We start from the raw sequence: 21,308 nt of genomic DNA on the forward strand, positions 1-21,308 counted from the left end.
GATCAAACGAAGAGGGCGAACATAACCCAATAGAGCAACGCCGCAAGCGCCGCCGACGCGGGCACGGTAATGATCCAGGCGGCAATGATGGTCATGAAATGCGAGCGCCGCACAAGATAGCGGCGGCGCGCCTCATGAATGTTCGGATCTTCCGGTTCGTCGATCGCCCAGGCCTCGGCCTTGCTGCGCATATATTCGATGCGGCGCTTGGAATTGCGCGTGTACCATTCGCGGAAGAAACCGACGCCGAAGACGGCGCCAACGGCGATGTGCGTCGTGCTGACCGGCAGTCCGAACCAGGACGCGACGATGACGGTGAAGGCCGTCGAGAGTGCGACACAATAGGCCCGCATCGGATTGAGTTTGGTGATCTGCTCGCCGACAAGGTGGATGAGGCGCGGGCCGAATAGCAGCAGACCGACGGAAATACCGAGGGCACCGATCAGCATCACCCAGAGCGGCGGTGCGTCACCGCCGGATGAAAGGCCCGATGTCGAACGCACGATCGCCGAAAGCGGGCCGATGGCGTTTGAAACATCGTTGGCGCCGTGTGCGAAGGAGAGCAGCGCTGCCGAGCCAATCAGCGGGAACTTGAAGAGAATGCGCAGCGAACTGTTGCGGTTTTCGAGGCCTTGCGATTGCCGTGCGACGATCGGCATTGACGCTGCCCAGGCAACAAGGCCGGCAGATAATCCGAATGCAAGGATTGTCGGTGACGAAAATCGCCCGGCGGGCGTAAGCTGCAAGATCATATAAGCCGCAAAACCGCCGGTCATCATGGCAATCAGCACCGGAACCCAGCGCCGTGCTGCCGCGATCTTGTCGTCACGGTAGATGATCACGGTCTTGACGAGGTAGAGCAGGCCAGCGGCGATCACACCGCCGATCAGCGGCGATGTCATCCAGCTTGAGGTAATCTCGACCATGACGCGCCAGTTGACGGGGTCCGGTCCGACAGCGGCAATTCCGGCACCGATCACCGCGCCGACGATCGCATGTGTCGTCGAGACGGGCGCGTTCAGCCAGGTCGCAAGATTGATCCAGAGCGCTGCGGCCATCAGCGCGGCCATCATGATCCAGGCAAGCAGGCCTTCGGGAACCTGTACGGCATCGATGATGCTCGACGAGATCGTTCTGACCACCGCTCCGCCGGCGATCGTTGCTCCGAGAACCTCGAAGGCTGCCGCGATGACGAGAGCCTGTGCCATCGTCATGGCACGCGCACCGACAGCGGCGCCGACATTGTTCGTGACGTCGTTCGCGCCGATGTTCATGGCCATGTAGGCAGCGAGCGCAGCAGCGGCGACGACGAGAACGGCGCCCTGCCGGTCGAAGACGTAGACGCCTGCAAAAAGCATCGCCAGACCGAGGAAGATCAGGCCGAGGCCCGGCGCGACCAGCTTGCGCGCGACGAACTTCGCCGCGTCCTCGGCATGGGTGATTTTGTCGAGGTCCTTGTCGAGCGTTCGTTTCGTAAGAACGGGAGTTCGGCTGGGCATGCTGTTCCTTGGGGCAAATCCTGCTTTAGCGCCCCTTTATCCTAGTAGCGCAAGAAGGCAGGAATCATTCCACTGGAATCTGCCTGGGCAAGCTTGCCTGGAGCCGCTCGCTCATCCTTCGCTTGAAGAGCAGGAAGAGATCGCGAAGCTCGGGCTCGTTGACGCGCTTGACCGCCTCGTCGCAGGATACCCACTCGATCCTACGTTCGCCCTTTTCCTTGAAGTTCTTGGCGACATCGGTGACCTCAAGCACATAGACCTGAACCTTGCAGGTTACTTTCAGTCCGTCCTTCAGCATCTTCGGATAGGTGTAGGAGCCGAGCGGCTCGTGTTCGACAGCGCCACGCGCGCCCGCTTCCTCATGGGCCTCACGGGCCGCAACTTCATAGGAGCGCTTGCCGTTCATCGGCCAGCCCTTGGGAATGACCCAGCGGCCCGTATCGCGGCTCGTCATCAAGAGAACCTCGACCTCACTGCTCTTCTTCCTCACCCGGTAGCAGAGGGCAGCATATTGCAGTCGCGGCGGGCGACGGAACATCAGCTGCACATCAGAAGCCAGTCGGGCAAGAATCGTCAATTGTCGGGTCACCTTTTAAAGTCTGCCTCAGGAATCACTAATATAAGTTTCGCATGGAAAGCTTGCACGGTCCATGCGCCGTTCGACGGTAGAGACATGATCTACACTTCGAATAAGGAAATTCGTTGCCGTTCCGCTTCGGAATTCCGTCAGATCGTGTTCTGATTCCGTCCTTGCACAGGTGTTCAATATGCTCCCGACTGGTGTCTCATTCAATGCCGGGCACATTTGTTCCTCCGGATTCTTTCATGATATGGTGACTATGCGTCTTCCGCTGCTCCAATCTCGTGCGTTGCCTAAAGTTCCCAGTAGGGAACGGGGCCGTAGAGGTCGGCGAGATAGTCGATGAACAGGCGAACCTTGGCCGGTAAAAACTGCCGGCTCGGGTATACTGCGGAGAGCGCCAGGTTGCGGGAGCCCTCATAGGCCGGCAGCACCTGCACGAGATTGCCGCTCTTGAGTTCATCGCCGATATCCCAGGTGGAACGCAGCGCGATGCCGAGCCCCGCGATCACCGTCTCGCGGATCACCTCGCTGGAGTTGGTGACGAGCATACCCTCCGGCCGCAGGCTCATCGCGCCGCCCGGTCCTTCAAGCCGCCATAGGTCGTTGTTGTGCGCCGGCAGGCAGCGATGGTTCTTCAGGTCATCGATGCTTTGCGGCATCCCATGCATTTTGAGATAGGTAGGGGCGGCACAAAGCAGGCGCCGGACCGGCGCGAGCCTTCGAGAGACGAGGCTGGAATCGGTGAGCTCGGCAATGCGGATTGCCAGGTCGAAGCCGCCGCCGACGATATCGCTTAGTTCATCCGTCAGCACGAGGTTGATCGCAAGCTCCGGGTGTGCGGCCATGAACGCCTTGAGATGCGGCGCGATATGCAAGCGGCCGAACGAAGTGGGTGCCGTGATCTTTAGCGTGCCGTGCATCAGCGCCGAGCGGCCGGAGATGTAGTATTCCGCTTCCTCCAGCCCAGCGAGAATGCCGAGCACGCGATCGTAGAAACCCTGGCCGGCTTCGGTCAACGAAATCTGGCGGGTCGTGCGTTGCAAGAGGCGTGTTCCGAGCCTGTCTTCCAGCCGTTTGATGCGCTTGGAAACGACGGCCGGCGAAAAGCCGAGCACGCGCCCGGCAAGCGACATGCTGCCGGTCGAAACGACCTTGGCAAATATCTCGAGATCACCCAGATTTGTCATATAGACTTTTTCCCTTTTGGCATAAATGCCTAGCATTTGCGCCAGTTTCGGGAAAGTGCTAAGCCAAAGAACCGGTTGTCGTGGAGGACGCACCGGTCTCGCCGCCATTGGTCCGAAGGAAGCGCGCCATGTCCGACGCCATCTCTTTTCTCGCTCCGCGCGCCGATGTGCTCGCCCGCCGCCGCCAGATCGTCGGCGATCTCGTCGACTTGCTGCCGCCCGAATGTCTCATTCACGAGGCGCGAGAACTCGTGCCCTTCGAAACAGACGCCTTCGTTGCCTATCGCCGGGTGCCGCTTGCCGTCGCATTGCCAAGCACCACCGCCGAAGTCGCAGCCGTGATGAAATATTGTCATCGCTACGGCATTCCGATCGTGCCGCGCGGGGCGGGCACGTCGCTCTCAGGCGGCGCCATCCCGCAGGAGGATGCGGTCGTGATCGGCCTTTCGAAGATGAACCGCATTCTGGAGATCGATTATCAAAACCGGGCAGCCGTCGTCCAGGCGGGCGTCACGAACCTCAACATCTCCGAATCCGTCTCCGTGGATGGTTTCTTCTACGCACCCGATCCCAGCTCGCAGCTGGCCTGCACCATCGGCGGCAATATCGGCATGAATTCCGGCGGTGCGCACTGCCTGAAATACGGCGTCACGACCAACAACCTGCTCGGCGTGAAGATGGTGCTGACGGATGGGACGGTGATCGAGCTCGGCGGCAAGGCGCTGGATTCGGGAGGCTACGACTTGCTGGGTCTGGTCTGCGGCCACGAGGGACAGCTCGGCATCGTCACCGAAGCGACGGTCCGCCTGATCGCAAAGCCCGAGGGTGCGCGGCCCGTGCTCTTCGGCTTCGACAGTTCCGAGGAAGCCGGCTCCTGCGTCGCCGATATCATCGCGGCGGGCATCATTCCCGTGGCGATCGAGTTCATGGATAAGCCGGCGATCGAGATATGCGAGGCCTTTGCCCATGCGGGATACCCGCTCGATGCCGGTGCGCTGCTGATTGTCGAGGTCGAAGGCTCCGAGACGGAGATGGACGGCATCCTGAAAAACATCGTCGAGATCGCCCGCCGTCATGGCGTAAGATCCATTCGCGAGAGCCAGTCGGCGACGGAGGCGGCACAGATATGGAAAGGCCGCAAATCCGCATTCGGGGCCACGGGGCGGATTGCGGACTATATCTGCATGGACGGGACGGTGCCGCTCAGCCAGCTTTCCTATGTGTTGAAAAAGACGTCGGAGATCGTCGATCGCTACGGCCTGCGCGTCGCGAACGTCTTTCACGCCGGCGACGGCAACATGCACCCGTTGATCCTTTTCAATGCCAACGATCCGGAGGACGCAGCGCGAGCCGAGGCCGCCGGCAACGACATCCTGAAGCTCTGCGTCGATGCCGGCGGCTGTCTCACCGGCGAACATGGCGTCGGTATCGAGAAGCGCGACCTGATGCGGCATCAATTTTCCGACGTGGATCTCGCTCAGCAGATGGCGGTGCGTTCCGCCTTCGATCCGGGCTGGCTGCTCAATCCGTCCAAGGTCTTCCCGCTTGATGGGCGCGCCGCCGTATGACCGATTTCCTGCCGGAGACGGAAGAGGCCGCGGCCTCGATCATTCGTGAACACGCGGCCGCGGGTTGGGCGCTTGCCATATGTGGCGGCAACACCCGCTCGGGCTTCGGCAATGCTGTGGCGACGAAGGACCGGTTGCGTTCGACCGGTCTGACCGGCATCGTCTCGTACAATCCCGGCGAGATGGTCATGACCGCGCGCGCCGGAACACCGCTTGCAGAGGTCGAGGCGGCGCTTGCGGAAAACGGGCAGATGCTGGCTTTCGAGCCGATGGACCACCGCCCGGTCATGGGCACGTCCGGCGAGCCGACCATCGGCGGCGTCTTTGCCGCCAACGTCTCCGGTCCTCGCCGCTTCGTAGCAGGCGCGGCACGCGACAGCCTGCTCGGCATCCGCTTCGTCAACGGCAGGGGCGAGATCGTCAAGGCGGGCGGGCGGGTGATGAAGAATGTCACCGGCCTCGATCTCGTCAAGCTTCTCGCCGGTTCGCACGGCACGCTCGGCTTGCTGACGGAAGTCACCTTCCGCGTGCCGCCGCGGCCGAAAACGGAAGAGACGATCGTCGTATCCGGCCTCAATGATGCAGAAGCAGCCGCTGCGATGGCCGCGGCGATGGCACAGCCGGTCGAGGTCTCAGGTGCGGCCCACCTTCCCTTGACCGTCACCTGGAAATGCCTCGGCGGCAAGCTACCGGAGGGCGAGACGACCGTTCTCAGGATCGAAGGTCTGCCTGGCTCCGTCGAAGCGCGTGCTGAAAAGCTGGCGTCGGCGATGTCGGCCTTCGGCACGGTCGCGAGATTGGTCGAACCCGCCAGCCGCCAGCTCTGGCGCGAAATACGCGATGTGCTTCCTTATGTCGATGGAACGGTTCGCCCGGTCTGGCGCATCTCCGTCGCTCCGACCATCGGCCACCAGCTCGTCGCCGCCCTCCGCCTCGAAGCCGGCGTCGATGCATTCTACGATTGGCAAGGCGGCCTAGTCTGGATGCGGATGGAGGCCGATCCGGAGTCGCAGCTCATCGGCCGTTTCATCAAGGCGCTGGGCGGCGGCCACGCCACGCTGATCCGGGCAACTGACGCGGCGCGCGCTGCCGTATCGGCGTTCCAGCCGCAGCCCGAAGCCGTGGCGCAGCTGTCGGCGCGGGTAAAGGAGAAATTCGATCCGGCGGGAATACTCAATCAGGGAAAGATGGGGTGATATGATGGTCGTTATCCGCTTGTGGCAGCACCCCTTTGTGCCTCGACGGGACATCTTCCCCGCAAGGTGGGAGATTGGCAATGCATCTCGTGCGCTCTTTCCACTCTGGTCTAACTTCGACGGCAAGGCCGTCTCATCCGATCTTCCCCGTTGTGGGGGAGATGTCTGGAAGGACACAGGGGGGGATGCCTCCCCACGGCCGGGAGTTGCCTGATGCAAACCAACTTCACCGCCGAGCAGCTAACCGATCCGCACGTCGCCGCATCCGAGAAGATTCTGCGCAAATGCGTGCATTGCGGTTTCTGTACCGCGACCTGTCCCACCTATGTGACGCTCGGCAACGAGCTCGACAGCCCGCGCGGCCGCATTTATCTCATCAAGGATATGCTGGAAAACGGCCGGGCCGCGGATGGCAAAGTGGTTACACATATCGACCGCTGTCTCTCCTGCCTGGCCTGCGTGACGACATGTCCCTCCGGCGTCGACTACATGCATTTGGTCGATCATGCCCGGGCCCACATCGAAAAGACCTATAAACGTCCTTTCATGAACCGGTTCACGCGCGCCATCCTGGCGGCGGTACTGCCCTATCCGGGCCGCTTCCGCCTGGCGTTGAGGCTTGCGAAAATCGGTAGGCCGCTTCAGGGCCTGATGCGTGCGCCGGCCTTGAAGCCCTTTGCCGCGATGCTGGCACTTGCGCCGAAACATATTCCGGCGCCGTCGCCGTTCTCGCTGCCGGCGGTCCATGCTGCGAAGGCGGAAAAGCGCGGCCGGGTCGCAATTCTGACGGGCTGCGCTCAGCCGGTCCTCGATCCCGCGATCAACGAGGCGGCGATTAGGCTTTTGACCCGCCTCGGCATCGAGGTCGTAGCGCCCGCCGGCGAGGTCTGCTGCGGCTCGCTGGTGCATCACATGGGCCGCGAGGAGGAGGCGCTTGCAAGCGCACGGGCAAACGTCGATGTGTGGACGCGCGAGATCGAGAAGGGTGGTCTGGACGCGATCATCATCACCGCCTCCGGCTGCGGCACCACGATCAAGGATTACGGCCATATGCTCCGTCTTGATCCTGCCTATTCAGAAAAGGCGGCAGGCGTGGCGGCATTGGCGAAGGACATAACGGAATTCCTGGCATCGCTCGACCTGCCTGCCAATGTGCCGAAGGGCCTGACGGTCACCTATCATTCTGCCTGCTCGATGCAGCACGGCCAAAAGATCACCATGGCGCCGAAACAGCTTCTGAAGGCGGCCGGCTTCACGGTGCGCGATCCGGCGGAAGGCCATCTCTGTTGCGGTTCGGCTGGAACCTACAACATCATGCAGCCGGATATCTCCGCGGCGCTGAAGGTGCGCAAGGTGAAGAACATTGAGGCGACGAAGCCGGATGTGATTGCGACCGGAAACATCGGCTGCATCACGCAGATCGCGACCGGCACAGCGATCCCGATTCTGCATACGATTGAGCTGCTTGATTGGGCCTATGGCGGCGATATACCGCAAAAATTAAGAGGTTTTCCGCTAGCGTGAGTCGGGCCGGTTTTCGGCCGGTCACGGAGTTCAGCGCTATGAGGCGTACAATCATATTGCTTGCAGGTCTGCTTGGCGCGGCAGGGGCCGCTCACGCCGACAGCCGTTTCTTCTGCTCAACGGACGATAATAGCGCGCGCTTCACGATCGAAAGCGGCTTTCAGGACGAGGCCGGCCACAGGCTCAATCATTTCCGCGGCGCCCTGATCGTCAAGAACAACTCGGTTCCCGAGGCCTTCAGGAAACGCGTGTTCGATTCCAGCAAACTCACGAACCGCTGGTCGCATGATGGTGAACTCCGCCTCGAAATTTTCGATGATGGCAGCGAAGACGCCGACCAGTCACTGAGCCTCGTCATTCTGGCCGAAGGCCGGGGAAAGAATTTTTCGGGCACCTACGGACTGATGGTCAGCGATGACGGAAAGCCGTTCACCGCCAGCGGCAAGGTCAGCTGCGGCTCCAAGTGAGCCGCACGGCTTGAACGGGCCGCAACAATCTTGCCTGACGTCAATATGAAAAGGGCGGCACAAGGCCGCCCGTCGCGATCAAGTAATCAGCAACGTATCAGCCGCCGCCGAAGATGGTGCGCAGCACGTCGATGCCCCTGTCCTGGAAGGCGATGTTGCCTTGCTTGTCGCCGGGGCCGATGACGATCACCTTCGTGCCGACCGGCGCGCGCGAATAGAGATGGATGACGTCATTATTCATCATTCGGATGCAGCCGGAAGACATGTTGAGGCCGATCGTCCAGGGCTGATTGGTGCCGTGGATGCGGAAAATGGTGTCGCGTCCGCCCTTGTAGAGATACATGGCGCGTGCGCCGAGCGGATTGTCCTCGCCGCCCTCCTGAAAGGCGGGAATAATATGACCCTTGCGGGCTTCGCGGACGCGCATCTCGGCCGGTGGCGTCCAGCTCGGCCATTCCGCCTTGCGGCCGACCTTGACGACGCCCGACCAGCCGAAGCCATCACGGCCGACACCGATGCCGTAGCGCGTGGCGCGGTTCTTCGATTCGACGAAGTAAAGATACTTGTTGTTGGTATCGACGATGATCGTCCCCGGTGCTTCGTCGGTCACGAGCCGCACGAGTTTGCGCTTATACTGCGGCTTGACGAACTTCGACTGCGCGACGCGGACGACCGGCGCAGCATCGTGCGCTGGTTGGGCAACGGCGGGCATTATTGCGACGGAAAACGCAATGCCGGCGGCCACAAGGCCGGAGGCGACTTTCAGCATGATTGATTCCCCTCAAAAGCAAGATCGGGCTGAAGCTACCTGAACTTCAGCCTGATTCAAGATCAGTTGCCGCCGCCATTGCACTTTTCGAGTATGCTGGCGGGATGTTCTTGCAGAGCGCAACTAAATCCGGGTGTTACATGACGATAACCCGCGTGCCCACGTTGACGCGTTCGTAAAGGTCGACAACGTCTTCGTTGCGCAGGCGGATGCAGCCGGACGAGACGGCGCTGCCGATCGTCCAGGGTGCGTTGGTGCCGTGGATGCGGTAGAGCGTCGAGCCGAGATACATGGCGCGTGCGCCGAGCGGGTTCTCCGGGCCGCCATCCATGCGCGCAGGCAGATAATGGCCCTTCGCGGCTTCGCGGCTGATCATGTCGGAAGGCGGCGTCCAAGCCGGCCATTCCGACTTACGGGTGATCTTGTGCGCGCCGGCCCACTCGAAGCCCGGCTTGCCGACGCCGACGCCATATCGCCGGGCCTTGCCATTTGCCATCACGAGATAGAGAAAGCGGTTATTGGTGTCGATGACGATCGTGCCCGGCCTTTCCTTGGTTTCGTAGTCGACCATCTGCGGCAGATATTGCGGCTCGATCTGATGGCGGATCACCGGTACTCCGGGACGAACGGCCGCAACCTGCTGCACGGCCGGTGCCCGGCGGAAGAACCGGCGCTGGAAGAAGCCGCGCTGCTGCACGGCCGGGCGCTGATAGACGACGGGACGAACGGCGCCACCGAGCTGGTTGAGCCACGGCGCGGTGAGGTCGGGGCTGAGAACGACCGGCGGGCGGCTCGCATAACGATCGTCGCCGAGCGCCGGCGAGACAAGAAGGCCGATCAGGCCGGCGGCAATCAAGACGGATTTCATCATCGGACGGACTCTCTACAAATGACCGAGAATGCAATGAGGGCGGCATTTCTGCCTGAGAGAATGCTGCCATCATCCCGCCACCGAATGGTAAAGATCGATTCATTAAAAGCCGGCCTCGGCAATAAACTTTTCGTCAGGGTTACTCTTCGGTTTGGAAACAAGGTTTCTAAATGGTAAAGCCGAATTCTGAGCGCAGGAACGGCGGAGAAGAATGAGCGAATCGGGTATCATCACCGGCGACGACGGCAAGAGCCGCTGCCATTGGCACGCGAATCTCCCCGACTACCTGCGCTATCACGACGAGGAATGGGGCCGGCCGGTCACCGACGATGTCCGCCTCTTCGAGAAAATCTGCCTCGAGGGTTTTCAGTCCGGCCTCTCCTGGCTGACGATCTTGCGCAAGCGCGAGAATTTCCGCGTCGCCTTTGCGGGCTTCGATTTCGAAAAGATTGCGCTCTTCGACGAGCGGGATGTCGAGCGCTGCCTTGCCAATCCCGGCATCGTCCGCCATCGCGGCAAGATCGCCTCGACAATCAACAATGCACGGCACGCGATCGCTTTGAGGGCCGAATTCGGCTCGCTCGCGCATTATTTCTGGAGCTATGAGCCGCAACTCCACGAACGTCCGGCCCTCGTCGACCGCCAGCATGTTGCCGCCAATCCGACGACGCCGGTTTCGGTAAGGATATCGAAGGATTTGAAGAAGCGCGGCTGGACCTTTGTCGGTCCGACCACAGTTTATGCCTTCATGCAGGCAATGGGTCTCGTCAACGATCATATCGAAGGCTGCTTCTGCCGTGCCGAAGTGGAGGCGATGCGCGCGGCATTGGTACGCCCGTGAAAGTGTGGGTCGGAACCGTTGCGGCAGTCCTGTTGTCCACCACGGCGACATTTGCTCAGGCGCCGCAACTCGACCCTGGCGAAAAGCTCGAGAAGTTGCAGTTTCCGGCCGTTACCATGCAGATCAAAGGCTGGACCAAGTTCGGCAACAGCGATGTCTATACTCTGCCGGTGCGCGCTGGTCAGCGCGTGAAGATCAGCTTCACGACCAAGAGCCAATTCGCCTTTCTTGCGATCTTCGACCTTTCGAAGACGGATGACGAAGCTTTCTTCGGTACGGACGAGGATGGCACGACCCTTGATGTGACCGTAAAGGAAAACACCACGTGGTTTCTGCGGCCGTATTATTCCAAGGTCTCGCCTCGCCGTGGCCTCGGGGCGCCTTATACGCTGCTCGTCGAGCCGCAGCCAGTCGGCGAGCCGCAGCCCGCCACACCGCAAGAGCCGGAGCGCCCTTCACTCTTTCCGCCGGCACCCTCGAAATCCGGCACCGGCGAATAGGTCAAGATAGTCCGCCGAGCAAGCTGCCAAGCTCGCCAAGGTGGGCGATCTTGCGAAAGCGCGGCGCATCCTTCGGTTCGTCGACGTGCTCCAGAACCCAGGTCAGTTCATGCGGCACGAAGACGCCGTAGCTTCCGGCGGCAATCGCCGGCACGATGTCGGATTTCAGTGAATTGCCGACCATCATCGCCCGCTCCGGACCATCGCCGACCTTCGAGAAAACCCGGCGATAGGTGACTGCGGTCTTCTCCGAGACGATCTCGACGGCATCGAAGAAATCGCCGAGGCCCGATTGTGCGAGCTTGCGTTCCTGGTCGAACAGGTCGCCTTTTGTGATCAGCACGAGCAGGTAATTTCCAGACAACGCTTCAAGCGTCTCGCGCACATGCGGCATGGTCTCGACCGGATGGGACAGAAGATCGCGGCCCGTATCGAGAATTTGGGCAATCACGCTCGTTGGCACCTTGCCTTCGGTGATTTCGATCGCCGTCTCGATCATCGACAGCGTGAAGCCCTTTATGCCGAAGCCATAGTGGCTGAGATTACGCTTCTCGGCCTCCAGCAGGCGCTCCGAAATCTTCGGACCCTCGGCGAAATCGGCGAGCAATTCCCGGAAGTGCTCTTCGGTCAGCCGGTAGTATTGTTCGTTCTGCCAGAGCGTATCATCGGCATCGAAGCCGATTGTCGTCAGCGCATGTGTGCTCATCTCAAGCTCCTGCAATCCATGAAGCAATCTATTGAGCGGCCGCGTCGAGACAAGGGCTTTTGCTTTTTCGTCGCAGCACGTGGCAGCGGCGTTGAAAAGCAGAGGATCGGCATTAGGTAAATATTGCCTACCCTGCAGCCAGCCCCGGCTGTGCCTGACACGTGCAGGCCAATAATCAAAAAATAGCGTTCCAGCAGTCCACAGGCGGCCGCTTGCGGCCGACACAAGGAAATTTCTCCATGCGATACAATCAACTCGGAAATACGGGACTTTTCGTCTCGGAAATCTGCCTCGGCACCATGACTTTCGGCGAGGCGGTCAGCGGCACCATGTGGGGTTCCATTGCCGATGTGGACCAGAAGGCGGCAGGCCAGATCGTCGAGCGCTCGCTCGCTGCCGGCGTCAATTTCATCGACACCGCCGATGTTTATTCCTCCGGTGAATCCGAAAGGCTGCTCGGCCAGGCGCTGAAGAACCTCGATGTTCCGCGCAAGGACGTCGTCATCGCCACCAAAGTTTACGGCGTAATGGGCGACAAGCCGAACGATCGCGGCGCATCGCGCGGTCACATCATGGATTCCGTCGAGGCCAGTCTGAAGCGGCTGCAGACGGACCATATCGATCTCTACCAGATCCACGCAACCGATCCCGTCACCCCGATCGACGAGACGCTGCGCGCTTTCGATGATCTCATCTCGCGTGGTCTCGTGCGCTATATCGGCGTTTCCAACTGGCAGGCGTGGCGGATCGCCAAGGCGCTCGGCATTTCCGAGCGCCGCGGCTTCGCACGCTTCGAAACCGTCCAGGCCTACTACTCGATCGCCGGTCGCGATCTCGAACGGGAGATCGTGCCGTTGATGAATGAGGAAAAGATCGGCCTGATGGTCTGGTCGCCGCTTGCCGGCGGTTTACTCTCCGGCAAGTTTGGCCCCGGTGCGCCCGGCAACGGCGAAGGCCGCCGTGCCAATTTCGACTTTCCGCCGGTGGACAGGGACAAGGCCTGGGCCTGCGTGGCCGTCATGCGCGAAATTGCCGAGAAGCACGGCAGCAACGTCGCAGCCGTTGCGCTCGCTTATGTCCTCGCAAAGCCGTTCGTGACCAGCGTCATCATCGGCGCGAAGCGCATCGATCAGCTCGACCAGAACCTTGCCGCCGTCAAGCTGAAGCTCGATGCCGGCGACATGCACAAGCTCGACGAGGTCAGTGCGCTGGCGCCGGAATATCCAGGCTGGATGCTGGCCCGCCAGGGTGCCGCCCGCCGCCCGGAACCGTTTGAGCCGCACGCCTGAGAACGGCGAACTGAAAACCCCGGTGCGGGAATGAACTGACCCCCGAAAGCTGGACAACAACCTTCGGGGGTTTTGCTGACGCCTTACTTGCCGTGGGCTTTCAGCCAGGCGTTCATGTCCGCGATCTCGGCTTCCTGAGCCTTGATGACGGCTTCGGCGAGCTTGCGGATGTTCGGGTCCTTGCCGTATTGCAGCTCGATCTTTGCCATGTCGATCGCGCCCTGATGATGCGGGATCATACTACGGACAAAATCTGCATCGGCATCGCCGGTCATTTCAATCGCCATATCCTTGTGCATCTTGGCGTTCGCCTCGGCAAAGGCCCGGCTTGAAGGACCCTGATCGCCCATCGGCTTGCTCATGTCCATCTTCATATTCGTATGCATCGGCATATCCTGATTCATGTGCATCGGCTTATCCTGGGCAAATGCTTCCTGGACAAGCGCTGGGGCGGCGACGGCGAAGACTGCGGTAAGGGCAAGAATTTTCAGAGACATGGGACTTCCTTCCTCTGTCTGACATAAGTGCTTTTGCGCGGCAGATACCGCGCGATCGGTATGCGGAAAGTCTTCTCAGACAAGGCGGGGAGGTGGTGCCTGCGGTGCAGGGCGAAGATCGGCGAGCGCATGTGCAACAGCCGGTGAGGGATAGGCGAAGATAGACTTCGCGCTTGTATCGATCGTCAGCAGTGGAGGCACGATAAGACATACCGCGCAGAAGGCCATATGAGCCGTGTCGCCTGTTGCGCACGGATCCTTGGCTGCGCCAGTCTCATGCCCGGCCGTATCGATGCCGGCCATATCGTGGTGCGTATCGGCCAGGACGGGCTGTTGCATCGACGCGCACATAGGACAGCCCGCCAGCGCGGACATTGCGCTGTAGAACAGCCAGCCGAAAAGCATCGTCGTGATGGCGAAGACACGCATGCCATCAAGATAGGCACGCCCGGAAAGGAAGCCAAGCGACCCAAGTGTGAATTTCAAAGCTTTGCCGCCTTGCGCAGCGCCACGTTGATACGCCCTGCCAGCCCTTGCCAGTCGCCTTGGCGTCGTCTTCGGTCCATTCGGGATTGTCGGAGACGTCTAATTCAGTAGGCGGCAATGACCTTGTGGACGATCTGGTAGTCAGCGCTTTCCTCGCCGATCGGTGCGACCGGCCATGACCAGCTGGCGTTTGCCGCAGGCGGCAAGACGCCATGCAAAAGCTCGGTCTCCTCGTGAGTTTTGCCGTAGCGGTCGATGACGGCGTAGGAGATGTCGGTCAGAAGGCAGGTTCGGCAGGGCAAGGCGGCCAGATCGGAAAGGTGAGCGTCGATCAGCCGAGCCACGGTGTCATCCGGCATCCGGCCCGGCTCTTCCGCCTCATAGCGCCGCTTCACGCCGCGGCCGATTTGCGACAGCAGATTCGCCGAGACCGCGAAGTCGAGATAGGGCACCAACCGCAAGAAGCCGAGCGGCTCTACCTCTTTCCCTGCCGCGAGATCGTCATAACCGGAGAGATCGCGCTCGATGAGCCGGACATTGCGGTAGCCATTCGTCTTCAGCCAAAGGCGCACCGAAGCGACGTGCACGAGATCGACAAGAACGACCGTATCGAAGCTCTTCGAAAGCTCCTTGATCGGCACGTCGCAAAGCAGGCCTGAGCCGAGCACGACGACCGTGCGTGTTTCGCGAAGACCGTCCATCGCGGAGAGGATGGCTGTGCGGCTGTTCTCCTCATGCTCCGCCCACGCCCGGCTGCAGCGCCTGGCGCGGGACCAGAGGCTGATGGAATAGCGGATGAACCTGCGGTTCGCCTTGCTCGTGACAGGCAACGTCGCGAGATAGTGAAGTGCCTCGATAATCATGGTCGTTCCCGCAATTCGGTGGGCTGGCCTTCGATCTTCGATTCTGGCTTGCGCTTCAAGCCCCTTCGCCCTTGCCGCTATCCTCCCAATCCGCTAGGAAACCGCCACTGTCACGATTGAGCGGAATGCGTTGGAAATGAACGAGAAGCAGAAGAAACCACAAAAGCTCAAGGCTCGCTTGCCGCGCGGCTTCGTCGACCGTTCGGCCGCCGATATCCGCGCTGTCAACGAGATGACCGCGAAGATCCGCGAAGTCTACGAGCATTATGGTTTCGATCCGGTCGAAACGCCGCTCTTCGAATATACCGATGCGCTCGGCAAATTCCTGCCGGACAGCGACCGTCCGAACGCGGGTGTCTTCTCGCTGCAGGACGACGACGACCAGTGGATGAGCCTGCGCTACGACCTGACGGCGCCGCTCGCCCGCCATGTCGCGGAGAATTTCAACGAGATCCAGCTACCCTACCGCACCTATCGCGCCGGCTACGTGTTCCGCAATGAAAAGCCAGGCCCCGGCCGCTTCCGCCAGTTCATGCAGTTCGACGCCGACACCGTCGGCGCGCCGGGTGTTCAGGCCGATGCCGAAATGTGCATGATGATGGCCGATACGCTGGAAGCCCTCGGCATCAAGCGCGGGGATTATGTGATCCGGGTGAACAACCGCAAGCTTCTGGATGGCGTGCTGGAGGCCATCGGGCTCGGCGACGAGGACAAGGCAGGACAGCGCCTCAACGTGCTGCGCGCCATCGATAAGCTCGACAAGTTCGGCCCTGAGGGCGTGCGGCTGCTGCTCGGCGAAGGCCGCAAGGATGAATCCGGTGACTTCACCAAGGGCGCGGGGCTGACTTCGCAGCAGATTGATCGGTTACTTGACTTCATCAATACCTTGCAGACGGCAGAAACGGCACTCGGTTCACAATCGTTGGCGCAAAACCCAGTGGCCGGTGCCGAGATTGATGGAGAGGCTATTTTTGACACGCTTTACAATAACTTCAAAGATTCTCCCAAAGGCATTGAAGGGGTTCTTGAGCTAAAGCAGATTTGGCAATTGGTTGAAGCAGCGGATTACGGTCCAGATCGCATCAAGATCGACCCCTCGGTCGTCCGCGGCCTCGAATATTACACCGGCCCCGTCTATGAAGCCGAGCTGCTCTTCGACGTGACCAACGAAAAGGGCGAAAAGGTTGTCTTTGGCTCGGTCGGTGGCGGTGGCCGTTATGACGGCCTTGTCTCCCGCTTCATGGGCCAGCCGGTTCCGGCCACCGGCTTCTCGATCGGCGTTTCGCGCCTGATGACGGCGCTGAAGAACCTCGGCAAGCTTGGCCAGAGCGAGGTCATCGAGCCGGTGCTCGTCACAGTCATGGACGGCCAGGATATGGATGCTTTGGGTCGCTACCAGCGCATGACGCAAGAGCTGCGCGCCGCCGGCATCCGCGCCGAAATGTTCCAGGGCAACTGGAAGAAGTTCGGCAACCAGCTGAAATATGCCGACCGCCGCGGCTGCCCAATCGCCATCATCCAGGGCGGCGATGAGCGTGCCCAAGGCGTCGCGCAGATCAAGGACCTGATCGAAGGCAAGCGCTTGTCCGGTGAGATCGAGGACAATGCCAGCTGGCGCGAGGCGCGCGTGGCGCAGGAGACCGTCGCCGAGGCCGATCTGGTGGCCAAGGTTAGGGAAATCCTGGCGGCTCAGGCGGAGGATCGCGCGAGGGCGGGCGGCAATGGGTAATTTTCCCCTCGCCAACCCCTCCCCACAAGGGGGAGGGGTTTTGAGCGCCGCCCTCCTGCCCAACGCAGCATTCGCTTGGTCGACTGCGCTGTTTATCTCTTTCGGCGATCGCCGCGGGTCAGTCCTTCCCCCTTGTGGGGAGGGGTTGGGGAGGGGACTTTATTTGGGAGCAACCCCATGGCCCTGATCAACCTCCCCGTTTTTGCCAACGACCTCCTGGACGAATTTGCCGCCCGCAACACGGAGCGGATCGACACGCCGGTCATCCAGCCGGCCGAGCCCTTTCTCGACATTGCCGGCGAAGACCTCCGCCGGCGCATCTTCATGACGGAAAGCGAAACCGGCGCCAGCCTCTGCCTGCGGCCGGAATTCACCATTCCCGTCTGCATCCGCCACATCGAGACGGCAACCGGCACGCCGAAACGCTATTCCTATCTCGGCGAAGTTTTTCGCCAGCGCCGCGAGGGTGGAAACGAATTTTATCAGGCGGGCATCGAAGACCTTGGCGACATCAATATCGCCAGCGCCGACGCCCGCGCGATCGGCGATGCGACAGGCATCCTGGCGCGGCTTCTTCCTGGCAAACGCCTCACGGTCACGCTGGGCGATCAGGCCGTCTTCGAAGCCGTGGTCCAAGCGCTCGGCCTGCCGCTCGGATGGCAGAAGCGGCTGATCCATGCCTTCGGCAATATGGGCCAGCTTGAAGCGCTGCTCGCAAGCCTCGTCAGCCCGCAATTCGCGACCGATCTGGATGACGATGTCGCACGTCTGATCGCCGCCGGCGACGAGGCAGCACTCATCGCCCACATCGACGCGACGATGCACAGAACAGGCTATTCCTCGAACGCCAGCCGCTCGCCGGCTGAAATCGCCCGCCGGCTGAAGGAGAAGCTGGTCCTTTCCGAAACGCGCCTCGATGATGCGGCCTTCCGCGTGCTCGAAGAATTCCTGTCGCTGAGGGTGCCGCTCATCAATGCGTCGGCCGCTCTGGCCGGTTTTGCCGATGCGGCCGGGCTGAAGCTCGGCAATGCGCTCTCTCGCTTCGATGGCCGGGTGGCCGCCCTCGGCAATGCCGGGATCGACCTCGCCTCCATCGATTATCGCGCCGCCTTCGGCCGCCCGCTCGATTATTACACCGGCCTTGTCTTCGAGGTGGGCATCCAAGGTTCGTCCGCCGTGCTCGCAGGCGGCGGACGCTTCGACAGGCTGTTGACGCTGCTGGGCGCCAAGGACCGCATTCCGGCGGTTGGCTTCTCGCTCTGGCTCGACCGCATCGAAACGGAAAGGGCGGCACTATGACCATCACCATCGCGCTGCCCTCCAAGGGCCGGATGAAAGACGATGCCTCGACACTCTTCGAGCGCGCCGGCATGAGGATCATCGCCGTCGGCAATGACCGCTCCTATCGCGGCCGTGTCGAGGATTGGGACGACGTCGAGATCGCCTTCCTGTCGGCCTCGGAAATATCCCGCGAACTCGGCAACGGCACCATCGATTTCGGCGTGACCGGGGAAGACCTGGTGCGCGAAGGGCTGGCGGAAGCCGACAAGCGCGTCGAATTCTGCGCCCGCCTCGGTTTCGGCCGCGCCGACGTTGTGGTTGCCGTTCCTGAGATCTGGCTCGATGTCGACACCATGGCCGATCTCGGCGATGTCGCGGCCGACTTCCGCGCCCGCCATGGCCGCCGTTTGACCATTGCAACCAAGTATTGGCGGCTGACGCAGCAGTTCTTCTCCAGCCAGCATGGCATCCAGCTCTACCGCATCGTCGAAAGCCTTGGCGCGACGGAAGGGGCGCCGGCCTCCGGTTCCGCCGATATCATCGTCGACATCACCTCGACGGGCTCCACCTTGGGCGCGAACCATCTGCGGGTGCTGAACGACGGTGTGATCTTGCGCTCGGAAGCCTGCCTCGTCCGGGCCCGCAATGAGAGCCACGCCGGCGAGCCGTCGGTGGCGAGGATCATAGAGGCGGTGCGGAGCGCCCTTTGATGTCTGCAAAAAACCAAACGAACAACCCGCCGTCTTCCGACGGCGGGTTTCTGGTGCTTGGGAGGATGTTGCGCGCTTAGGCGGCGAGGGCATATGCGCCGCGGCGTGCATCCAGCGAAAAGGCGCCCGGGCCGAAGGTGGCGAGGAGGATATAGGCGCCCGCAAGCGTCAGGTTCTTCATCAGCATGATCTGGTTGAGCACGTTGATCCAGCCATTGGCTGCAGCCGGAAAATCCGGAACGTTGATCGTGCCGCTGTGGAAGACGAGGCCGGTGAAGGCGCAGAAGAGAGCGAGCGCCCAGCCGACGATACGGGTCTGGAAGCCAACGAGGACGGCAAGCCCGGCAACAAGCTCAAAGAGGCCAGCGGCATAGGCCAGAAGCGTTGCGGCAGGAAGGCCGGCACCGCTGATCATGCCGGCCGTACCGGCCGGATCGGTGAGCTTGCCGAAGCCGGACATGATGAACATAAACGAAAGCAGAATGCGGGCGACAAGAAGGACGATGTTGTTGGTATTCGACATGGACGCGATCTCCGTTTGAATTGCTCTGGAGGTCCCCGTGCCCCGGCACCGTTTGAACCCCGATTGCCCGGTGTTGTCGCCTTTTTTGGTTGCGATGAAAAGATAAACAAAAGAGGATGGTTTGTTCACTAATCTGAAACGATCACTTTGTTGAGCGGCTTGTCTTTTGCGCCGCCGGTCTTCTATGTTCGGCCACCATTCAGGAGAAAACGGCATGGCAGACCTTTCCGCATTTCCGATCACCAAGCGCTGGCCGGCGCAGAACCGGAATGTTATTCAGCTTTATTCGCTGCAAACGCCGAACGGCGTGAAGATACCGATCGCCCTGGAAGAGCTCGGTCTGCCTTACGAGCCGCATTACATCGCCTTCGGAACCAACAATCAGAAGTCTCCCGAATTCCTCTCGCTTAATCCGAATGGCCGCATTCCGGCGATCATGGATCCGAACGGGCCGGGCGGGAAGCCGATCGGTCTCTTCGAATCCGGCGCGATTCTCCTCTATCTCGCGGAAAAAACCGGCCAGCTCCTGCCCCCGGATGCTGTGGGGCGCTACGAGACCATTCAGTGGGTGTTCTTCCAGATGGCGGGCATCGGCCCGATGTTCGGCCAGTTCGGCCATTTCTACAAATTCGCGGCCGACAAGGTCGCCAACAATTCCTATCCGATGGAACGTTACCGCGACGAGGCCAAGCGGCTGCTGAGCGTACTGGAAGCGCGCCTTAAGGGACGGCAGTGGATCATGGGCGACGCCTACACCATCGCGGACATCACCACATTCCCATGGATCCGCGGCGCCGATATCTTCTATGGCGGCCGGGAAGTCCTGGACTACGCGAAGTTCCCTTCCGTCATGGACTGGGTCGAACGCTGCATCGCGCGTCCGGCAAGCGCCAAGGGTCTGAACATTCCTGTGAAGCCGGAGTAATCCGGCTTAAAGAAAGGGGCCTCGCATGTTCGGCCTTTCTCTTACGATGCTTGCGCTTGTTGCCGGCTTGCCGTCTGGTTTGCCCCTTCCAGCTTGAAGCGCGGAAAGATGAAGACCCCCGCCATGCTGCCACTGAATTTTTCCTCCACTCCGCTCGATTCGCCCATGCAGAAAACCGGCTGGCGCAGGCTGTTCGGCATCATGATCGTGGTGGAAAAGCAGAAGGACGATGAAAGTGTTGTGGCTTGCTCGAAAAGCGCAAGGATATGCCCCCGATCTTTCGGATCATAGCAGCGCAGCAGGCTCAGAAGGCCGCATTCCTGTGCCGAAAGGCCATGGAGCATGCTGCTCCAGTCGCCAAGGCGGATGATTCCGCTTGAAAATTCGCCGGCCCAGGCCTCGGAGATCGAAATTTGCGCAAGCATATCCTGACTACGATGGGTCAGGTCCAGCGAGCCAGGCATCAGGGGGGCGGCAACAGTTGCTTTGGCGATCTTAAACAAGGGGTTCCCCGGTTCGGGCGCAGTCTCGGCTGCGCTGCGGTCAGAGCGAAACAGGGTCATACGGCGCCAGGCATCATGCCTGCGGTCTGGAACCTCGATCGCCGGCGGGGCACTGAGGCTTGCTCTTGCTTGTCGCGCAAACGTTCGTCGCCGAATGTTTGCGCAGGTTAAGACGGCGCGTTCCGGCCTCGCTGGCGGGTGAAAACGATCTTCGAACGCACAAACTGCAGCGCGGATTTATAGGAGCTTTTCGCCAAACGGCAACGGCTATTTCGGGGCGGAACCCTCGTCCGGCCAAGACGCTTCAACCGGCTATTTTGCTGGAAAACGTCGCATGAGAAGTACAAAAAATCAAATTGTGATGGATTGTTGCGTGGTTTCACGTCGCAAAGAAATGGTTTTTGCCCGACAATTGCCTCTTTAAGCGAAATTAGAACATTTGTTGAAAAATCTGGCGGCGCAAGCTTCGCGAAAGCTCCGAGCTGGTGGTGGCAAGAGGACAGGCCAAGTTAAGCGTTTTGCCAAGTCGACGGCTTGCCTGCGCGTGCGCAGCTGCGAACCGCGCTCAAAAGAAAAGGGCGGCCCGAAGACCGCCCTTCCTGAACTGAACCGGATGGCCCAGATGCGAGACCTCAGTCTCACATCATGTCCATGCCGCCCATTCCGCCCATGCCGNCCGGCATTGCCGGAGCGTCCTTCTTCGGCAGCTCGGCAATCATGGCTTCCGTGGTGATCAGCAGCGAAGCAACCGAGGCTGCATTCTGCAGAGCCGTACGGACGACCTTGACCGG

Annotated in this window: 22 protein-coding genes; 11 read left to right on the top strand and 11 right to left on the bottom strand. The window is 60.9% G+C overall.

Going from position 1 to position 21,308, the window contains the following annotated elements; all coding sequences use genetic code 11:
- Positions 1 to 2 precede the first annotated feature (2 nt).
- The 3 genes from A3C3_RS0124860 to A3C3_RS0124870 all read right to left on the bottom strand — a co-directional run bounded on the left by A3C3_RS0124860 (position 3) and on the right by A3C3_RS0124870 (position 3,269).
- Positions 3 to 1,499 (bottom strand): inorganic phosphate transporter, encoded by a 1,497-nt coding sequence (locus A3C3_RS0124860; protein ID WP_022717286.1) that lies wholly within the window; start codon positions 1,497 to 1,499, stop codon positions 3 to 5.
- Between the two features lie 64 nt (positions 1,500 to 1,563).
- Positions 1,564 to 2,076: an NUDIX hydrolase gene (locus A3C3_RS0124865; RefSeq protein WP_022717287.1), complete on the bottom strand. Its 513-nt coding sequence runs from the start codon at positions 2,074 to 2,076 to the stop codon at positions 1,564 to 1,566.
- 296 nt (positions 2,077 to 2,372) lie between these two features.
- Positions 2,373 to 3,269 carry a LysR family transcriptional regulator gene (locus A3C3_RS0124870; RefSeq protein WP_022717288.1) on the bottom strand — a complete coding sequence of 299 codons (897 nt, stop codon included), beginning with the start codon at positions 3,267 to 3,269 and terminating at the stop codon, positions 2,373 to 2,375.
- A gap of 128 nt (positions 3,270 to 3,397) precedes the next feature.
- Between A3C3_RS0124870 and A3C3_RS0124875 the strand changes: the two genes are divergently transcribed.
- The 4 genes from A3C3_RS0124875 (at position 3,398) to A3C3_RS0124890 (ending at position 8,024) form a co-directional block, all read left to right on the top strand.
- Positions 3,398 to 4,837, top strand: a complete 1,440-nt coding sequence (locus tag A3C3_RS0124875; RefSeq protein ID WP_022717289.1) for an FAD-linked oxidase C-terminal domain-containing protein — start codon at positions 3,398 to 3,400, stop codon at positions 4,835 to 4,837.
- Complete coding sequence (glcE, locus tag A3C3_RS0124880; RefSeq protein WP_022717290.1) at positions 4,834 to 6,033, top strand: glycolate oxidase subunit GlcE; 1,200 nt, start codon at positions 4,834 to 4,836, stop codon at positions 6,031 to 6,033. Before A3C3_RS0124875 ends, glcE begins: the two co-directional genes overlap by 4 nt.
- A gap of 213 nt (positions 6,034 to 6,246) precedes the next feature.
- Entirely contained in the window at positions 6,247 to 7,557 is a 1,311-nt protein-coding gene (glcF, locus tag A3C3_RS0124885) for a glycolate oxidase subunit GlcF (protein WP_022717291.1), read from the top strand.
- 38 nt (positions 7,558 to 7,595) lie between these two features.
- The gene (locus A3C3_RS0124890) at positions 7,596 to 8,024 is read left to right on the top strand and encodes a hypothetical protein (RefSeq protein ID WP_022717292.1); all 429 of its coding nucleotides are present in this window, start codon (positions 7,596 to 7,598) and stop codon (positions 8,022 to 8,024) included.
- Between the two features lie 97 nt (positions 8,025 to 8,121).
- Here the strand turns inward: A3C3_RS0124890 and A3C3_RS0124895 are convergent, their stop codons facing one another.
- Positions 8,122 to 8,793: a L,D-transpeptidase gene (locus tag A3C3_RS0124895; RefSeq protein ID WP_022717293.1), complete on the bottom strand. Its 672-nt coding sequence runs from the start codon at positions 8,791 to 8,793 to the stop codon at positions 8,122 to 8,124.
- Positions 8,794 to 8,929: 136 nt separating this feature from the next.
- Positions 8,930 to 9,664 (bottom strand): L,D-transpeptidase, encoded by a 735-nt coding sequence (locus A3C3_RS0124900; protein WP_022717294.1) that lies wholly within the window; start codon positions 9,662 to 9,664, stop codon positions 8,930 to 8,932.
- 211 nt (positions 9,665 to 9,875) lie between these two features.
- On the opposite strand from A3C3_RS0124900, the gene A3C3_RS0124905 reads away from it, so the two are divergent.
- Both A3C3_RS0124905 and A3C3_RS0124910 read left to right on the top strand, forming a co-directional pair.
- Positions 9,876 to 10,505 carry a DNA-3-methyladenine glycosylase I gene (locus A3C3_RS0124905; protein WP_022717295.1) on the top strand — a complete coding sequence of 210 codons (630 nt, stop codon included), beginning with the start codon at positions 9,876 to 9,878 and terminating at the stop codon, positions 10,503 to 10,505.
- A complete protein-coding gene (locus A3C3_RS0124910) occupies positions 10,502 to 11,005 on the top strand; it encodes a PPC domain-containing protein (RefSeq protein WP_022717296.1) in 504 nt (167 codons plus the stop codon). The genes A3C3_RS0124905 and A3C3_RS0124910 overlap by 4 nt, the downstream gene beginning before the upstream one ends.
- Before the next feature lies 1 nt (position 11,006).
- On the opposite strand, the gene A3C3_RS0124915 is transcribed toward A3C3_RS0124910, so the two are convergent.
- Complete coding sequence (locus A3C3_RS0124915; RefSeq protein ID WP_028739964.1) at positions 11,007 to 11,711, bottom strand: HAD family hydrolase; 705 nt, start codon at positions 11,709 to 11,711, stop codon at positions 11,007 to 11,009.
- Between the two features lie 239 nt (positions 11,712 to 11,950).
- Here A3C3_RS0124915 and A3C3_RS0124920 point away from each other — a divergent pair, with 239 nt between their 5' ends.
- Positions 11,951 to 13,000 carry an aldo/keto reductase gene (locus tag A3C3_RS0124920; RefSeq protein WP_022717298.1) on the top strand — a complete coding sequence of 350 codons (1,050 nt, stop codon included), beginning with the start codon at positions 11,951 to 11,953 and terminating at the stop codon, positions 12,998 to 13,000.
- A gap of 83 nt (positions 13,001 to 13,083) precedes the next feature.
- Here A3C3_RS0124920 and copM read toward each other — a convergent pair whose 3' ends face one another.
- The 3 genes from copM to A3C3_RS0124935 all read right to left on the bottom strand — a co-directional run bounded on the left by copM (position 13,084) and on the right by A3C3_RS0124935 (position 14,846).
- Positions 13,084 to 13,497 (bottom strand): CopM family metallochaperone, encoded by a 414-nt coding sequence (gene copM, locus A3C3_RS0124925; protein ID WP_022717299.1) that lies wholly within the window; start codon positions 13,495 to 13,497, stop codon positions 13,084 to 13,086.
- A gap of 75 nt (positions 13,498 to 13,572) precedes the next feature.
- Positions 13,573 to 13,926 carry a hypothetical protein gene (locus A3C3_RS0124930; protein WP_028739965.1) on the bottom strand — a complete coding sequence of 118 codons (354 nt, stop codon included), beginning with the start codon at positions 13,924 to 13,926 and terminating at the stop codon, positions 13,573 to 13,575.
- Between the two features lie 161 nt (positions 13,927 to 14,087).
- Positions 14,088 to 14,846 carry a hypothetical protein gene (locus A3C3_RS0124935; protein WP_022717301.1) on the bottom strand — a complete coding sequence of 253 codons (759 nt, stop codon included), beginning with the start codon at positions 14,844 to 14,846 and terminating at the stop codon, positions 14,088 to 14,090.
- 136 nt (positions 14,847 to 14,982) lie between these two features.
- Here A3C3_RS0124935 and hisS point away from each other — a divergent pair, with 136 nt between their 5' ends.
- From hisS to hisG, 3 genes are all read left to right on the top strand, one after another.
- The gene (gene hisS, locus A3C3_RS0124940; protein ID WP_022717302.1) at positions 14,983 to 16,575 is read left to right on the top strand and encodes a histidine--tRNA ligase; all 1,593 of its coding nucleotides are present in this window, start codon (positions 14,983 to 14,985) and stop codon (positions 16,573 to 16,575) included.
- 177 nt (positions 16,576 to 16,752) lie between these two features.
- Positions 16,753 to 17,874, top strand: coding sequence for an ATP phosphoribosyltransferase regulatory subunit (locus tag A3C3_RS0124945; protein ID WP_022717303.1), 1,122 nt, complete (start codon positions 16,753 to 16,755; stop codon positions 17,872 to 17,874).
- Positions 17,871 to 18,566, top strand: coding sequence for an ATP phosphoribosyltransferase (hisG, locus tag A3C3_RS0124950; RefSeq protein ID WP_022717304.1), 696 nt, complete (start codon positions 17,871 to 17,873; stop codon positions 18,564 to 18,566). The genes A3C3_RS0124945 and hisG overlap by 4 nt, the downstream gene beginning before the upstream one ends.
- A 76-nt stretch (positions 18,567 to 18,642) precedes the next feature.
- Here hisG and A3C3_RS0124955 read toward each other — a convergent pair whose 3' ends face one another.
- The gene (locus A3C3_RS0124955) at positions 18,643 to 19,089 is read right to left on the bottom strand and encodes a DoxX family protein (protein ID WP_022717305.1); all 447 of its coding nucleotides are present in this window, start codon (positions 19,087 to 19,089) and stop codon (positions 18,643 to 18,645) included.
- 214 nt (positions 19,090 to 19,303) lie between these two features.
- On the opposite strand from A3C3_RS0124955, the gene A3C3_RS0124960 reads away from it, so the two are divergent.
- Positions 19,304 to 20,014, top strand: coding sequence for a glutathione binding-like protein (locus A3C3_RS0124960; RefSeq protein WP_022717306.1), 711 nt, complete (start codon positions 19,304 to 19,306; stop codon positions 20,012 to 20,014).
- 41 nt (positions 20,015 to 20,055) lie between these two features.
- Here A3C3_RS0124960 and A3C3_RS0124965 read toward each other — a convergent pair whose 3' ends face one another.
- Entirely contained in the window at positions 20,056 to 20,517 is a 462-nt protein-coding gene (locus tag A3C3_RS0124965) for a hypothetical protein (RefSeq protein ID WP_028739966.1), read from the bottom strand.
- Positions 20,518 to 21,308: the final 791 nt, after the last annotated feature.

Source organism: Rhizobium mongolense USDA 1844, from assembly GCF_000419765.1.
Lineage (GTDB): Bacteria > Pseudomonadota > Alphaproteobacteria > Rhizobiales > Rhizobiaceae > Rhizobium > Rhizobium mongolense.

Bases quoted from the DNA above. Each gene is read 5' to 3' on its own strand.
- A3C3_RS0124860 (WP_022717286.1), bottom strand. From the start codon at position 1,499: ATGCCCAGCCGAACTCCCGTTCTTACGAAACGAACGCTCGACAAGGAC.
- A3C3_RS0124870 (WP_022717288.1), bottom strand. From the start codon at position 3,269: ATGACAAATCTGGGTGATCTCGAGATATTTGCCAAGGTCGTTTCGACC.
- A3C3_RS0124875 (WP_022717289.1), top strand. From the start codon at position 3,398: ATGTCCGACGCCATCTCTTTTCTCGCTCCGCGCGCCGATGTGCTCGCC.
- glcE (WP_022717290.1), top strand. From the start codon at position 4,834: ATGACCGATTTCCTGCCGGAGACGGAAGAGGCCGCGGCCTCGATCATT.
- glcF (WP_022717291.1), top strand. From the start codon at position 6,247: ATGCAAACCAACTTCACCGCCGAGCAGCTAACCGATCCGCACGTCGCC.
- A3C3_RS0124890 (WP_022717292.1), top strand. From the start codon at position 7,596: ATGAGGCGTACAATCATATTGCTTGCAGGTCTGCTTGGCGCGGCAGGG.
- A3C3_RS0124895 (WP_022717293.1), bottom strand. From the start codon at position 8,793: ATGCTGAAAGTCGCCTCCGGCCTTGTGGCCGCCGGCATTGCGTTTTCC.
- A3C3_RS0124900 (WP_022717294.1), bottom strand. From the start codon at position 9,664: ATGATGAAATCCGTCTTGATTGCCGCCGGCCTGATCGGCCTTCTTGTC.
- A3C3_RS0124905 (WP_022717295.1), top strand. From the start codon at position 9,876: ATGAGCGAATCGGGTATCATCACCGGCGACGACGGCAAGAGCCGCTGC.
- A3C3_RS0124915 (WP_028739964.1), bottom strand. From the start codon at position 11,711: ATGAGCACACATGCGCTGACGACAATCGGCTTCGATGCCGATGATACG.
- A3C3_RS0124920 (WP_022717298.1), top strand. From the start codon at position 11,951: ATGCGATACAATCAACTCGGAAATACGGGACTTTTCGTCTCGGAAATC.
- copM (WP_022717299.1), bottom strand. From the start codon at position 13,497: ATGTCTCTGAAAATTCTTGCCCTTACCGCAGTCTTCGCCGTCGCCGCC.
- A3C3_RS0124930 (WP_028739965.1), bottom strand. From the start codon at position 13,926: ATGCGTGTCTTCGCCATCACGACGATGCTTTTCGGCTGGCTGTTCTAC.
- A3C3_RS0124935 (WP_022717301.1), bottom strand. From the start codon at position 14,846: ATGATTATCGAGGCACTTCACTATCTCGCGACGTTGCCTGTCACGAGC.
- hisS (WP_022717302.1), top strand. From the start codon at position 14,983: ATGAACGAGAAGCAGAAGAAACCACAAAAGCTCAAGGCTCGCTTGCCG.
- A3C3_RS0124945 (WP_022717303.1), top strand. From the start codon at position 16,753: ATGGCCCTGATCAACCTCCCCGTTTTTGCCAACGACCTCCTGGACGAA.
- hisG (WP_022717304.1), top strand. From the start codon at position 17,871: ATGACCATCACCATCGCGCTGCCCTCCAAGGGCCGGATGAAAGACGAT.
- A3C3_RS0124955 (WP_022717305.1), bottom strand. From the start codon at position 19,089: ATGTCGAATACCAACAACATCGTCCTTCTTGTCGCCCGCATTCTGCTT.
- A3C3_RS0124960 (WP_022717306.1), top strand. From the start codon at position 19,304: ATGGCAGACCTTTCCGCATTTCCGATCACCAAGCGCTGGCCGGCGCAG.